Here is a 14,052-nt window from a genome sequence, read left to right as displayed (position 1 = left end):
CAAACTGTCCATAAACAGCGAAGGGCACCCTCCCTGGCGGGAAGGTGCCCTTCGATTACCCGATCGGGCGGGCTGGAGCTTAGAGCCCCAGATCCGCCTCGAACGCGCCCGCTTCGAGGCGCGCCTTCAGCGTCTGCAGGAAGCGACCTGCGTCCGCGCCGTCCACCAGGCGGTGGTCGTACGTCAGGGAGAGGTACATCATGGAGCGGATGGCCAGCGAGTCATCGCCGTTTTCGTCCGAAACCACCACGGCGCGCTTGACGATCGCGCCGGTGCCCAGGATGGCCACCTGCGGCTGGTTGATGATCGGGGTGTCGAACAGGGCGCCGACGGAACCGATGTTCGTGATGCTGAACGTCCCGCCCGAGAGCTCGTCCGGGCCGATCTTGCCGTTGCGCGTGCGGTCCGCGACGTCGGCAATCTTTCCGGCCAGTCCGGCGAGGTTCAGGTCGCCGGCGTCGGAGATGACCGGGACCAGCAGGCCCTTGTCGGTGTCTACGGCAATCGCCAGGTGCTCGGCGTTGTGGTACGTGATCTCCTGCTTGTCCTCGTCGTAGGAGGCGTTGACCTTCGGGTGCTGCTTCAGCGCCTCGGCAACAGCCTTGGCGATGAAGGGCAGGAAGGTCAGCTTGGAGCCGTTCTGGGCCTGGAAGGAGTTCTTGGCCTTGGCGCGCAGCTTGGCCACCTTGGTCATGTCGACCTCGTGGACCTGGGTCAGCTGGGTGGAGATGTCCAGGGACTCCCGCATGCGGCGGGCGATGACCTGGCGGATGCGCGGTGCCTTTTGCACCGTGCCGCGCAGTGAGGACACCGCACCTGCGGCCGGCGCAGCTGCCGGGGCGGCGGACGGGGCGGTGGCTGCGGCCGGGGCCGGAGCGGCCTTGGCCTCTGCGGCCGCCAGCACGTCCTGCTTGCGGATGCGGCCGCCGACGCCGGTGCCGGCCAGGGATGCGATGTCGACTCCCTGCTGGTTGGCGAGCTTGCGGACCAGGGGAGTGACATAGCCGGACTCGGAAGATGCGGCCGCTTCGGTCTTCGCGGGAGCTTCCTGCTTCGGGGCCACCGGGGCCGGGGCAGCGGGAGCTGCTGCCGGGGCGGGTGCCGCCGGAGCTTCCTGCTTGGGCGCTTCGGGGGCGGCCGGAGCGGGTGCGGCGGCGGGAGCCGGGGCGGCGGCGGCGGAACCGATCACGGCCAGGACGGAGCCGACCTCGGCGGTCTCGTCCTCGTTGACGCGGATCTCCAGGAGGGTTCCGGCGACGGGGGACGGGATTTCGGTGTCGACCTTGTCGGTGGAGACCTCGAGCAGGGGCTCGTCGACCTCCACGGCGTCGCCGACGCTCTTCAGCCAGCGGGTAACGGTGCCTTCGGTGACGCTTTCACCCAGGGCCGGGAGCGTGACGTCGTGTCCTTCGCCGGCCGGAGCAGAAACCGGTGCAGCGGCGGGAGTCTTAGCGGCCGGGGCGGCGGGAGCCGCGGCCTCGGGGGCCGGTGCCTCCTCGGCGGCCGGGGCGGCAGGGGCCTCTTCGGCAGGCGCGGCGGCCGGAGCCTCTGCTGCGGCCGGGGCGGCTTCGCCTGAGCCGATGCGCACCAGGGGGGCTCCGACTTCAGCGGTCTCGTCTTCGGCGACGAGGATTTCCTCGATCACGCCGGCGATCGGAGAGGGGATCTCGGTGTCTACTTTGTCGGTGGAGACTTCGAGCAGCGGCTCGTCCACCTCTACCCGGTCACCGACCTGCTTGAGCCAGCGGGTGACGGTTCCTTCGGTGACGCTCTCACCGAGGGCGGGCAAGTTAACGGATTCAGACATGTCGTCCCCGTTCTCCTTATTGATTTTAGTGCGGATGATTGCTGCCTTGGTCGAGCCTAGTGCACCCGGCATTTCGGGCCGGGTGCACCAAGCTCTGAGTTCTTGCGGTGCTGCGGGCGGGGCTGCTTAGCCGTGGAGGGGCTTGCCCGCCAGCGCCAGGTGCGCCTCGCCCAGGGATTCGTTCTGGGTGGGGTGGGCGTGGACCAGCTGGGCCACGTCCTCCGGGTAGGCTTCCCAGTTCACGATCAGCTGGGCTTCACCGATCTGCTCACCCATGCGGGCACCGATCATGTGGACGCCGACCACGGGGCCGTCCTTCTGTCGGACCAGCTTGACCAGGCCGGACGTGCCCAGGATGGAGCTCTTGCCGTTGCCGGCCAGGTTGTACTCCTGAGTCTGGATCTGGTCTTCGCCGAACTTCTCCTTGGCGGCCTTCTCGGTGTAGCCGACCGTCGCGATTTCCGGCTCGGAGTAGGTGACCTTCGGGATGTTGACGTCTTGGACGGTCACGGGCTTCAGGCCGGCGATTTCTTCGGCGACGAAGATGCCCTGCTGGTAGCCGCGGTGCGCCAGCTGGACGCCCGGAACGATGTCGCCGACGGCGAAGATGTTGCCGACGCCGGTGTGCAGGCGCTCGTTGGTGATGACGAAGCCGCGGTCGATAGTGATCCCGGCGTCTTCGTAGCCGAGGTTGGCTGTGACGGGGCCGCGGCCGACGGCGACGAGCAGGAGGTCCGCTTCGAAGGTCTTGCCGTCCACCAGGGTGACCTTGACGCCGTCGTCGTTCTGCTCAACGCCTTGGAAGAAGACGCCGGTGGAGAACTTGATGCCGCGCTTCTTGAAGGCGCGTTCGAAGGCCTTGACGATCGTGGCGTCCTCGTTCGGGACCAGCGACGGGAGGCCTTCAACGATGGTGACGTCGACGCCGAAGGACTTCCAGACCGAGGCGAATTCGACGCCGATCACGCCGCCGCCCAGGATGATTGCGCTCTTGGGGATGTAATCCATGGTGAGGGCTTCGTCGGAGGTGATGACCTTGCCGCCGATTTCCAGGCCCGGCAACGTGCGGGAGTAAGAGCCGGTCGCGAGGACAATGTTCTTGCCCTTGTACGCGGTGCCGTTCACGACGACGGTGTCGGTGCCCTGAAGCTTGCCTTCACCCTCAATGACGGTGATGCCCTTCTTGCCCTTGATAAGACCCTGCAGGCCCTTGAACTTGCCGGCAATGATGCCGTCCTTGTATGCATTGACCGCGTTGATGTCGATGCTGTCAAGAGTCACATTGACGCCGTACTTGGCAGAATCGCGGGCGTGGTCGGCCAGCTCCGCGGAGTGCAGCAGGGCCTTGGTGGGAATACAGCCGTTGTGGAGGCACGTGCCGCCGAGCTTGCCCTTTTCGATGAGGCCGACGGTGAGGCCGAGCTGGACAGCACGCAGGGCGGTGGCGTAGCCGCCGCTGCCGCCGCCGAGTACCAGGATGTCGAATTCTTGCGCAGTTGCCTGATCGGCCACTAAAACGCTCCCTCGCGTGAACGATGACACGAGAGTACGCATCATCTGGTCTTGGAACCTGCCTGCTGTGATTGTGCCAGCCGGCCGGTTCCCTTTCATGAATGAAACTTTTGGGGTCTGTTGCTTTGAAACCGGTAAAACTAGGTTCACCTTAGCGAACCACTAATACATGCTCCACCTTGTAACGGTGTTTGTGGAGCGCTTGTGTCCAGAGTCACGCGGCTTTGTGGCCGGGGCATCAGGGCCCCGGTCACAAAGCCGTGCAAGTCCGGACGGGCGTGTTCGGCAGTGCTGTTCGGCGGTGCTGTCAGGCGGTGCCGTCAGGCGGTGCTGTTAGGCAGAAGCCGGGAGGAGGTCTTCGACGTAGGCCACCAGCGTGCGGACGGTGCAGCCCGTGCCCTGCTTGTGGTTGTAGCCGTAGGGGCTGCCGTTGTTGAACGACGGGCCGGCGATGTCAATGTGTGCCCAGGGGATCTGCTCCCCGTCCATGCCCTTGCCGACGAATTCGCGCAGGAACACCGCGGCGGTCATCATGCCGCCGTGCCGTTCGCCAATGTTGGCGATGTCCGCGACCTGCGAGTCGAGGCTGGCGCGCAGCTCCTCGGGCAGGGGCATCGGCCAGACGAGCTCGCCGGCGCGGTCCGCGGCAGCCTTGATGGCGGCGGTGACGGAATCGGCGCCCATGACGCCTGCGGTGCGGTCGCCCAAGGCAATCAGCTGGGCGCCGGTGAGGGTGGCGACATCGATGATGGCGTCCGGGTATTCCTGGCCGGCGGCCACGATGCCGTCGGCCATGACCAGGCGGCCCTCGGCGTCGGTGTTCAAGACCTCAACCGTCTTGCCGCCGAACATGGTCAGGACGTCGGCGGGACGCTGGGCCGCGCCGGAGGGCATGTTCTCGGCAATGCACAGCCAGGCGGTCGCCTTGACCGGAAGGCCCAGGCCAGCGATGGCCAGCACGGTGTTAAGCACGACGGCGGCGCCCGCCATGTCGCTCTTCATGTCCCCCATGCCCAGGGCGGGCTTGATGGAGATGCCGCCGGTGTCAAAGGTGATGCCCTTGCCCACGAGCGCGATCTTCGCCGTGGCCTTGGCCGGAGCGTATTCGACCTTCACGAGGCGCGGCTGGCGTGTGGAGCCCTTGCCGACGCCGAGGATGCCGCCGAAGCCCTCCTTCTCGAGGCGCTTCTCGTCCCAGACCGTCACCTTGACCGGCAGGCCCTTGGCCAGCTCCTTGGCGGCCTCGGCGAACGACTCGGGGTAGAGGTGGCTCGGCGGCTGGTTGACCAGCGTGCGCGTCGCGTTGACTGCAGTGCCGATCAGGGACGCCCGGCGCAGGAGCGGCTGGAGTGCCTTGTCCGCCGCGAAGTCGGTCAGGATGGCGACGTTCTTCACCGGATCCTTCAGCCCGTCCTTGGAGGACCGGAACTCCGTGTAGGAGTAGGCGCCCATTGCGGCGCCCTCGGCGACGGCGGCGACCTCGGCCAGGGTCGTCGTCGGGAGTGCCAGGGTCACGGTGCTGACGCCGGCCAGCTGGCGCACTGCCGAGCCGGCGGCACGGCGGAGGGCCTCCTCGGAGAGGGGCTGCTTGGCTGAGGCTTTGCTCGTCGGCAGCTTGCCGACGCCGGCCAGGAGCAGGATGGTGGCCCCGGCCTCCGGCAGGCCCGGGAGGCGGTGGGCCTGGTCTGCCGCGCCGGTGATGCCAAGAACATTCAGTGACTCAGCCAGGGCCTCGGCGGCCTTGGCCGTCAGCGGGTTGTCGAGCAGGACGGGGCCGTCCGGGCCCTGCCCGACGCCGATGACGAGGGCATCGCTGGGGGACTTCAACTGAACCCCTGCAACTGCACTAAGTTTGACTTCACTATTCTTGACCACGAGGACAGTCCTCAATTCTCTGTTTGGTTCTCGGTGATTTTCGGCAGGAACTGCATGTTCGGCGTCCTGCCGCGGATCCCGGGCGGCCGTCGTTCTGGGACGCAACCCGGTGTTTGCTGGCAAGCCCAAGGGGCAGTTCCGATCGTAGCCTCTCCGCGGCCCGGAAATTCAATTGAATGAGAGCTGGAGCACACCCCGCGCAGGAATTAGCCCGGGCGGCGGCGCGTTGTAGTGTTAGCGGCCTGCCGTGAGGCGAGTTGTTCTCCGGACTGATCCGCCTGACTGTGCTGGTTCTGCCTCCGCCGAACCTGCCTGAGAGCCGGAACGCGCCCCGCTTCTCCCGCCGCCGCCAATCGTGAAAGGAACACGCCGTGATTGAACGGATTTCCGGCTCTTTGCTGGACCCCCAGTCGCTCTTCGTCCGTGATGACGTGCTGTTCTCCAGCCCCGAACTGCGCGGACTCAACCTCGTTATGGGGTTCACCGGCTTCGCCGACGCCGGCCACGTGGTCCGGCAGATCACCGCTGAGCTGCTGGATACGCTCGACGCCGAGATGATCGCCGAGTTCGACGCCGACCAGCTGATCGACTACCGGTCCCGCCGGCCGCAGGTCAGCTTTGTCGAGGACCACCTGCAGGACTACCAGGCGCCGACCCTGGCGCTCTATCGGCTGGTCGACGGGCTGGGCAGCCCGTTCCTGCTCCTTGCCGGGTTCGAACCGGACCTGCAGTGGGAGCGCTTCGCCCGCGCCGTCGTCGGCATTGTGCAGGAACTCGACGTCAACCTGGTCACCTGGATCCATTCGATTCCGATGCCCGTGCCCCACACCCGGCCGGTCGGGGTGACCGTGCACGGCAACCGGCCGGAGCTGATTGAGGGAATCTCGGTCTGGAAGCCCACCGTGGAGGTTCCCGCGGCCGTGGGCCACATCCTGGAGCTGAGGCTGGCGGAGGCGGGCCGGAACGTCGCCGGCTACGTGATCCACGTGCCGCACTACCTTGCCGAAGCCGAGTACCCGACGGCCGCCGTCGCCGGCCTGGAGTACCTGGGTGCCGCCACTTCCCTCATGCTGCCGACCGACCGCCTTCGCGAGGCGGGCCGCGAGGTGGGCCGGCAGATAGCCGAGCAAATCGAGGCCTCCGAGGAAGTCCAGCAGGTGGTCTCCAGGCTGGAGACCCGATACGACGAAAAAGCCGAGGGGACGGTCCGCCGATCGCTGCTGGCCGATGAGAACGACCAAATCCCGAACGCCGATGCCCTGGGCGCCGCGGTGGAGGCCTACTTGGCCCGTAAAGAACCCGGCGAATAAATACGATATATCCAAAGGCCGGGCATAATAGGGGAGTGACCTCTCCCCGCGCCTGGCTGATCTGGATCGTCGGGATCTTTGCCTATCTTGTGGCGGTCAGCCAGCGGACCTCCTTCGGGGTGGTCGGTCTGGAGGCGACGGCACGCTTCCACGCGAGCGCGGCCGAGATCTCCTTCTTCACCGTGCTGCAACTCCTGGTCTACGCCGCGCTGCAGATCCCGGTGGGCATCCTCGTGGACCGTTTCGGTTCCCGGGCCATGCTGGCCGGCGGCGGCGTGCTGATGGGACTCGGCCAACTTCAACTCGCGTTTGCGGACAACATCCCGGGCGGCGTTCTCGGACGCGTCCTGGTGGGGGCCGGCGACGCCATGACGTTCATCTCGGTGATCCGGCTCATTCCGCTCTGGTTCGCCGCGGCGCGCGTGCCGCTGCTGACCCAGCTGACCGGCATGTCCGGGCAGCTGGGCCAACTCTTCAGCGTCGTGCCGTTCGCCATGATCCTGCACTCCGCGGGGTGGACCCCTGCCTTCCTGACGCTCGCCGCGATGTCCGGGCTCGCCGTCGTTCTTGTCCTGATCCTGCTCCAGGACCTTCCGCCCGGGCACCCCCCGCCCGCCAAGTCGCAGGGACTGCGCGCCACCGGGATTTCGCTGGGTCACGCCTGGCGGCAACCCGGGACCCGGCTCGGGCTGTGGAGCCACTTCACCGTCCAGTTCAGCGGCACGGTTTTCGCCATGACGTGGGGGTACCCTTTCCTGATATCCGCCGAGGGGCTGGACCGCGGAACCGTCTCGGCGCTCATGTCGCTGTACGTGGCTGCGGCCATCGCCGCCGGGCCGCTGATGGGCAGGTTCGTTGCGCGGCATCCGCTGCGGCGGTCCACCATGGTGCTCCTGATCTCCGGGTGCACCGCACTGGTCTGGGCCTCCGTCCTTCTTCTGCCGGGGCGCGCGCCGCTCTGGCTCCTGGCCGTCCTCGTGGTGACACTGGCCGTGGGCGGCCCCGGCTCGATGATCGGCTTCGACTTCGCCCGGACTTTCAACCCGGCGCACCGGCTCGGCACCGCCACCGGAATTGTCAACGTGGGGGGCTTCATCGCCGCGCTGGTGTCCATCTACCTCATTGGGCTGGTGCTCGATCTCCTGCATGCCAGCGGGTTCTCCCACGGCGAGCTCTACGCCCTTGACCCCTTCCGCATCGCCCTCAGCGTGCAGTTCCTGCTGCTCGCCGGCGGAGCCGCCGCCATCATCGCCACGCGGCGGAAAGTCCGGCGGCAGATGGCGCTCCAGGGCGTCACGGTTCCGCCGCTGCTCTCGGCCCTCGCCGAGCAGCGCAGACTGGTTGCGGAGCGCCGCCGGACCCCCTGACGCACTCTCCGGCAGGTCCGCGGCTTGGGGGTGCCTGACGTTCGTGACCCTCAGGTTGTCCGCCCGGTTATCCACATAGCGAACCCCGGGACTCCCGCACGGATCGGTGCATGGCGAAGCTGGGCTTATGACAGCTTCCGATCACTTGAGAATTACCGGGCCCGAAGACATCCTTGGCTTCATCCCGCACTCCCTGGGCTACTGGCCCGAGAACAGCCTCGTGGCCATGACCATGCAAGGCAAACGGCTTGGTGCAACCTTGCGAGTTGACCTCCCCGATCCCGAAGGCGCCTCCGGCACCTGCCGCAACGGCAGCGGACGAGGCGACCCGGCGGCAGGACGGGCCCGTGCCGTCGCCAAGCGCCGGCCCGGATCCGGCCCACGGGACACCTTCGCCGGATTTGCCCGGCACGTGGTGTCCTACCTGCAGGCGGACGAAGCGGCTGACGGGTCACTTTTGGCCTTCTTTACCGATGCCGACAGCATCAGCGTCGGCGTTAATGGCGCCCCCACTGACCCGGACAACGCCGGGGAAGGCCCCCGCACTGTATGGGCTGGCCTGCTCAAGGAACTCGAACTTGCGCTCCAGGCTGCCGGGATGCCGCTGCGGGACGCCTGGATTATTGGAACCGAGTTCTGGCAGAACGCATACTGCAGCGATCCGGAATGCTGCGGACCGCTTGGTCGGCCGGTCGAGCAGATCAGAAACAGCAGACTGAACGCGGAGATGGTGTTCCGCGGCAGCATGGTGGGCGCCGCCCCGGACGCGCGGGCAAGCGCGCCGGTTGCCACGTCGGTGGATCCGGCGGTGCACGCGGCGGAATCGGGCTGGATGACGCAATTTTCGCCGCGACAGCGGGACCGGTCACAGTTTGCCCAGGTGCTCGATATCTGGACGCTGGTCCTGCGGACCGTCGAGGACCCGGAACGACCCCTCGGCCTGCGCCCGGAGGCCCCGGCCCCAGAAACCGGGACCCGCGCTCCCGGGACCATCTCTGCCGGGAGCCCCGATGCCAAGACTGGGGACTGGCCGTTTAAGCTGCCACCGGAGTTGGCCGGCTACCTGCGGGCCAGCTTATGCATCCCGCCGTGGCGGGATGCCCTGCTCGTGATGGCGGCAGCCGGGCGCCCGGCAGCCGAACGCGGCGCCGAGGACTTCGGCATCTTCGAGGCGGACTGCGGGCCGGGCGCCCTTGCTGTTTCGCGGCCCGGGCCGACGCCGAGTCCAATTCCCGGGTCAGCGGCCGGCACCCTGTCCAGTTCCATGTCTGGCACCTTGTCCGCGGCGCCCGGGCCAACGAGTGCCGCCGCTGGTCCCGGCCTCCGCCCCGGCCCCCGCCCCGGTGCTGAGGCTGTCCCCGGCTACGGGGAGGTTCTGCTTGGGCTGGCCCCGTCGATTCCGGACTGGGCCCTGATGGTCAGGCTTGAGCGGGTCCTGGAGCTGCTCGCCGCCCTCGGCGAGGGTGAGCCGACTGCGGCCGCCGCGACGGCGCGGGGCTGGATCGAATGGTGCCGCGGCCGCGGCTCGTATGCCGATGCCCTGTACCGGCAGGCTTTGGAGGGCCACCCGGGGTACAGGCTGGCGGAACTGCTGGCAGAACTTGGCCGGCGCGGCACCCTTTGCGGCTGGGCGGCCAGACGGGAGGCCGCCTGGCAGAAGTTTGCCCCGGACGCGGCGTGAGCTGACGACGCAAACGCTTGACGCGTGCCCCGAAAGGCACCCGCGCGGAAAATCGTGAGACAATGGTTGCCGAGACCCGGTTGGGTCCGTGTATCAAGCGCCGTAATGAACCTTGGAAACAGGGAACATTAAGGCCGCCCCGGCAGTTCTACTAAGTGGCTCTGCTGGCCGTGGTTGCGCCTGATGTCAAACACGGACTTGACAGGGTCATAGTGGTGTTGCCCGTATGGCGATCCGCAGACCGCAGCTAGAAAGGTTTTCAGTGACCCCGTCTTCCGCGAAGAAGGAACCCGCCGACCAGGCCGAAATGTCCCCTGAGGAGAAGAAGGCGGCGACAAACGCCAAGCGTGCCGCCACGCGTGCAGCCAATAAGGCTGTCAAGGACGCCGCTTCCGCAGAGGGTGGCGACGGAGTCGCCAAGCCTGAGCCCAAGAAGCGCGGGCCCAAGCCCGGCGCTAAAGCCGCGGCAGAGGCCGCCGGCAAATCAGCCAGTGACGATGACGTCGACGTCGATGAAGACCTCGACGACATCACCCCCGATGCCGCCGAACTCGGTGACGAAGCGGAAGGCGATGAGGTTGCCGGCAAGGCCGCAGCGACCACCGGCTCCGGTTTCGTGTACTCCGACGCCGACGACGACGACGCCCCCGTGCAGCAGGTCATGTCCGCCGGCGCCACAGCCGACCCCGTCAAGGACTACCTGAAGCAGATCGGCAAGGTCGCCCTGCTGAACGCTGAGCAGGAAGTCGATCTGGCCCTGCGGATCGAAGCGGGCCTCTTCGCCGAGGAGAAGATCGCCGCCGATGACGGCACGATGGATCCCAAGCTCAAGCGTGAGCTCGAATTCGTCATCCACGACGGCAAGCGCGCCAAGAACCACCTGCTCGAGGCCAACCTCCGTCTGGTCGTCTCGCTGGCCAAGCGCTACACCGGCCGCGGCATGCTCTTCCTGGACCTGATCCAGGAAGGCAACCTGGGCCTGATCCGCGCGGTCGAGAAGTTCGACTACACGAAGGGCTTCAAGTTCTCCACCTACGCCACGTGGTGGATCCGCCAGGCGATCACCCGCGCCATGGCTGACCAGGCCCGCACCATCCGTATCCCGGTGCACATGGTGGAAGTCATCAACAAGCTGGCCCGCGTCCAGCGCCAGATGCTCCAGGACCTGGGCCGCGAACCCACGCCCGAGGAACTGGCCCTCGAACTCGACATGACCCCCGAGAAGGTCGTCGAGGTCCAGAAGTACGGCCGCGAGCCCATCTCCCTGCACACGCCCCTGGGCGAGGACGGCGACTCGGAGTTCGGTGACCTCATCGAGGACTCCGAGGCCGTGGTTCCCGCCGACGCCGTGAGCTTCACCCTGCTGCAGGAACAGCTGCACTCGGTGCTTGACACGCTCTCCGAGCGCGAAGCCGGTGTGGTTGCGATGCGGTTCGGTCTCACCGACGGACAGCCGAAGACTTTAGACGAAATCGGCAAGGTCTACGGTGTGACGCGCGAGCGCATCCGCCAGATCGAATCCAAGACCATGTCCAAGCTGCGCCACCCGTCGCGCTCACAGGTCCTGCGCGACTACCTGGACTAATCCCGGATCGCAGTCTGAATGCGGTTCACAGCAAAGCGGGGTCATCTCCCGCCCGTCCTCCCAAGGGGAAGCGGGCCGGAGACGGCCCCGCTTTGTTATTGCCGCAGCCAGGCTCCCGGTCAGACGACGTCGAACACGCCAGCCCCAACGAAGAAGTCACGAACGATCCGGTTCCCCAACGAATCAGGGATTAACGAACCAGTGCTTAACGAACCAGGGCCCCTCCGGAAAGGAGGGACCCTGGTGCAGTGGTCTCAGGTCGCTCGGAACCCGGACGGGCCGAGCCGGAACCGGTGAGGTCTAGTCGACCGGAACCGGAGCCTTCTGGTGAAGGCGGTCAGTCTCGTCATGCCAGTCTGAGCTGAGCGGCTTGAGTGTCGGCTCTACGGCGCGTGCGTGGTGGCCGCAGAAAAGAAGCTCACCGCCGGAGGCACCGAGAACAACCCGGACGTATGCCTGTGCTCCGCAACGATCGCACCGGTCTGCGGCGGTCAGTGTGCGGTCCGCAACTGCTGTTGTCATGTTCGGCCTCCTTAGTAGATCGGTATACCTATATAACCAGTATTCGGGGCCAATCCATCGAAGGGATGGGCCACTTTCGCTGTCCGCGTATCACGTCTCAATAACGGCGGGTTGCCGATGAGTTCCTCAGGGGAGTGGCAGACCGGGGTGGAGCTCGAGTCCGACTAACCTAGGAAGAGCGTTAAATACTGTGATTGCCCGCCTGCGTATGCTGCCGGAGCTGTCCCGATTCTCGAAGGAGCTCACGACCCGTGGCACCCAGTTCTGATTACACCGCCCGGCACCTCTCCGTGCTGGAGGGCCTCGAGGCCGTCCGCAAGCGCCCGGGCATGTACATCGGCTCCACGGATTCCCGCGGACTCATGCACTGCCTCTGGGAAATCATCGACAACTCCGTCGACGAGGCCCTGGCCGGGTTCGGCCACGACATCAAGATCATCCTCCACGCCGACAACTCAGTGGAGATCCACGACGACGGCCGCGGCATCCCCGTGGACGTCGAACCGAAAACCGGGCTGACCGGCGTCGAGGTGGTCTTCACCAAGCTGCACGCCGGCGGAAAGTTCGGCGGCGGCTCCTACACGGCCTCGGGCGGCCTGCACGGCGTGGGCGCCTCCGTCGTCAACGCCCTTTCGGCCCGCCTCGACGTCGAGGTCGACCGTGGCAGCAAGATCTACAAGATGTCCTTCCGCCGGGGCGAGCCGGGCCGCTTCAAGGACCGGGGCACCAAGCCGGACCCGGCCTCCGTCTTCGAACCCTTCGTTGACGGCTCCGTGCTCGATGTGATCGGCAAGGCCAAGCGCGGCGTCACAGGAACCCGGATCCGCTACTGGGCAGACCGGCAGATCTTCACGCCCGACGCCAAATTCTCCTACGACGACCTCGCCGCCCGGGCCCGCCAGACCTCGTTCCTGGTACCCGGACTGAAGCTCACGGTCCGGGATGAACGCAGGTTGGCGGGCACCCCGGGCGAATCGGGTCCGCACGAGGAAGTCTTCCACCACGACGGCGGCATCTCCGAGTTCGTCGATTTCCTCGCCGCCGACCCTGCCGTCACGGACATCTGGCGCCTGCACGGCGCCGGGAAGTTCAAGGAAACCGTCCCCGTCATCGACGAGAAGGGCCACAGCCAGCTCGCCGAGGTCGAACGCGACTGCGAGGTCGACGTCGCGCTGCGCTGGGGGATCGGCTACGACAGCACGGTCCGCAGCTTCGTCAACATCATCTCCACGCCCAAGGGCGGAACCCACCAGTCCGGCTTCGAGCAGGCCCTGCTCAAGACCTTCCGCAAGGCCGTGGAGACCAATGCCCGCAAGCTCAAGGCCGGCAATGACAAGATCGAAAAAGACGACATCTTCGCCGGCCTGACCGCAGTCCTGACCGTCCGCCTGGCCGAACCGCAGTTCGAGGGGCAGACCAAGGAAATCCTGGGCACCTCGGCGGTGCGGGCCATCGTGACCAAGGTGGTGGAGCAGGAGATCACCGCGAAGCTGACCTCGGCCAACCGCAACGACAAGGCCCAGTCGGCACTGCTGCTGGAAAAGATCGTCAGCGAGATGAAATCCCGCATCTCGGCGCGCGTCCACAAGGAAACACAGCGCCGCAAGAATGCGCTGGAGACTTCCTCGATGCCTACCAAGCTCGCCGACTGCCGCACCGACGACGTCGGACGCTCCGAACTGTTCATCGTCGAAGGCGACTCCGCCCTGGGCACCGCCAAGCTGGCCAGGTCCTCGGACTTCCAGGCACTGTTGCCGATCCGCGGCAAGATCCTTAACGTCCAGAAGGCCTCCGTGGGGGACATGCTGTCCAACGCCGAGTGCGCGGCCCTGATCCAGGTGGTCGGGGCCGGTTCCGGCCGGACGTTTGACATCAGCGCGGCCCGGTACGGCAAGGTGATTCTCATGACCGACGCCGACGTCGACGGCGCCCACATCCGGACGCTGCTCCTGACCCTCTTCTTCCGCTACATGCGTCCGATGATCGACCATGGGCGCGTCTACGCGGCCGTCCCGCCCCTGCACCGGGTGGAGGTCATCAATGCCGGCCAGAAGGCCAACGAGATGATCTACACCTACTCCGAGGCTGAGCTCCATGTCCTGCTGGCGCGGCTCGCCAAGGAGGGCAAGCGCTACAAGGAACCGATCCAGCGATACAAGGGTCTGGGCGAGATGGACGCTGAACAGCTGGCCGAAACCACCATGGACCCGCGGCACCGCACACTCCGCAAGGTCGGGATCGAAAACGCCAAGCAGGCGGAGGAGACCTTCGACCTCCTCATGGGCTCGGACGTGGCGCCGCGCAAGGACTTCATCATTGCAGGCGCCGCGAGCCTGGACCGGGAGCGCATCGACGCCTGACCGGGGCAGGGACACTCAGACCCCGTGCGCCGT

9 protein-coding genes are annotated in these 14,052 nt (G+C 66.6%); 5 read left to right on the top strand and 4 right to left on the bottom strand.

The annotated features are described in order from the left end of the window. Positions 1–79 precede the first annotated feature (79 nt). The 3 genes from sucB to C8D78_RS15830 all read right to left on the bottom strand — a co-directional run bounded on the left by sucB (position 80) and on the right by C8D78_RS15830 (position 5,194). Positions 80–1,807 (bottom strand): 2-oxoglutarate dehydrogenase, E2 component, dihydrolipoamide succinyltransferase, encoded by a 1,728-nt coding sequence (sucB, locus tag C8D78_RS15840; RefSeq protein WP_120954830.1) that lies wholly within the window; start codon positions 1,805–1,807, stop codon positions 80–82. Positions 1,808–1,933: 126 nt separating this feature from the next. Next, positions 1,934–3,319, bottom strand: a complete 1,386-nt coding sequence (gene lpdA, locus C8D78_RS15835; RefSeq protein WP_120954829.1) for a dihydrolipoyl dehydrogenase — start codon at positions 3,317–3,319, stop codon at positions 1,934–1,936. Between the two features lie 333 nt (positions 3,320–3,652). Next, positions 3,653–5,194: a leucyl aminopeptidase gene (locus C8D78_RS15830; RefSeq protein WP_120954828.1), complete on the bottom strand. Its 1,542-nt coding sequence runs from the start codon at positions 5,192–5,194 to the stop codon at positions 3,653–3,655. A gap of 371 nt (positions 5,195–5,565) precedes the next feature. Here C8D78_RS15830 and C8D78_RS15825 point away from each other — a divergent pair, with 371 nt between their 5' ends. The 4 genes from C8D78_RS15825 (at position 5,566) to C8D78_RS15810 (ending at position 11,137) form a co-directional block, all read left to right on the top strand. Beyond that, positions 5,566–6,504, top strand: coding sequence for a proteasome assembly chaperone family protein (locus C8D78_RS15825; protein WP_120954827.1), 939 nt, complete (start codon positions 5,566–5,568; stop codon positions 6,502–6,504). A 35-nt stretch (positions 6,505–6,539) separates the two neighbouring features. Further along, positions 6,540–7,871, top strand: coding sequence for an MFS transporter (locus C8D78_RS15820; protein WP_120954826.1), 1,332 nt, complete (start codon positions 6,540–6,542; stop codon positions 7,869–7,871). Positions 7,872–7,998: 127 nt separating this feature from the next. Continuing rightward, positions 7,999–9,552, top strand: coding sequence for a DUF4192 family protein (locus tag C8D78_RS15815; RefSeq protein WP_120954825.1), 1,554 nt, complete (start codon positions 7,999–8,001; stop codon positions 9,550–9,552). A gap of 262 nt (positions 9,553–9,814) precedes the next feature. After that, positions 9,815–11,137, top strand: a complete 1,323-nt coding sequence (locus C8D78_RS15810) for an RNA polymerase sigma factor (protein WP_120954824.1) — start codon at positions 9,815–9,817, stop codon at positions 11,135–11,137. A 300-nt stretch (positions 11,138–11,437) separates the two neighbouring features. Here C8D78_RS15810 and C8D78_RS15805 read toward each other — a convergent pair whose 3' ends face one another. After that, a complete protein-coding gene (locus C8D78_RS15805; RefSeq protein WP_026266251.1) occupies positions 11,438–11,659 on the bottom strand; it encodes a DUF7455 domain-containing protein in 222 nt (73 codons plus the stop codon). Between the two features lie 251 nt (positions 11,660–11,910). On the opposite strand from C8D78_RS15805, the gene C8D78_RS15800 reads away from it, so the two are divergent. Next, complete coding sequence (locus C8D78_RS15800) at positions 11,911–14,019, top strand: DNA gyrase/topoisomerase IV subunit B (RefSeq protein ID WP_120954823.1); 2,109 nt, start codon at positions 11,911–11,913, stop codon at positions 14,017–14,019. Positions 14,020–14,052: the final 33 nt, after the last annotated feature.

Source organism: Arthrobacter oryzae (genome assembly GCF_003634095.1).
Lineage (GTDB): Bacteria > Actinomycetota > Actinomycetes > Actinomycetales > Micrococcaceae > Arthrobacter > Arthrobacter oryzae.
The sequence above is the reverse complement of the archived record's forward strand: the minus strand, read 5'-3'. Positions and strand labels throughout refer to the sequence as shown.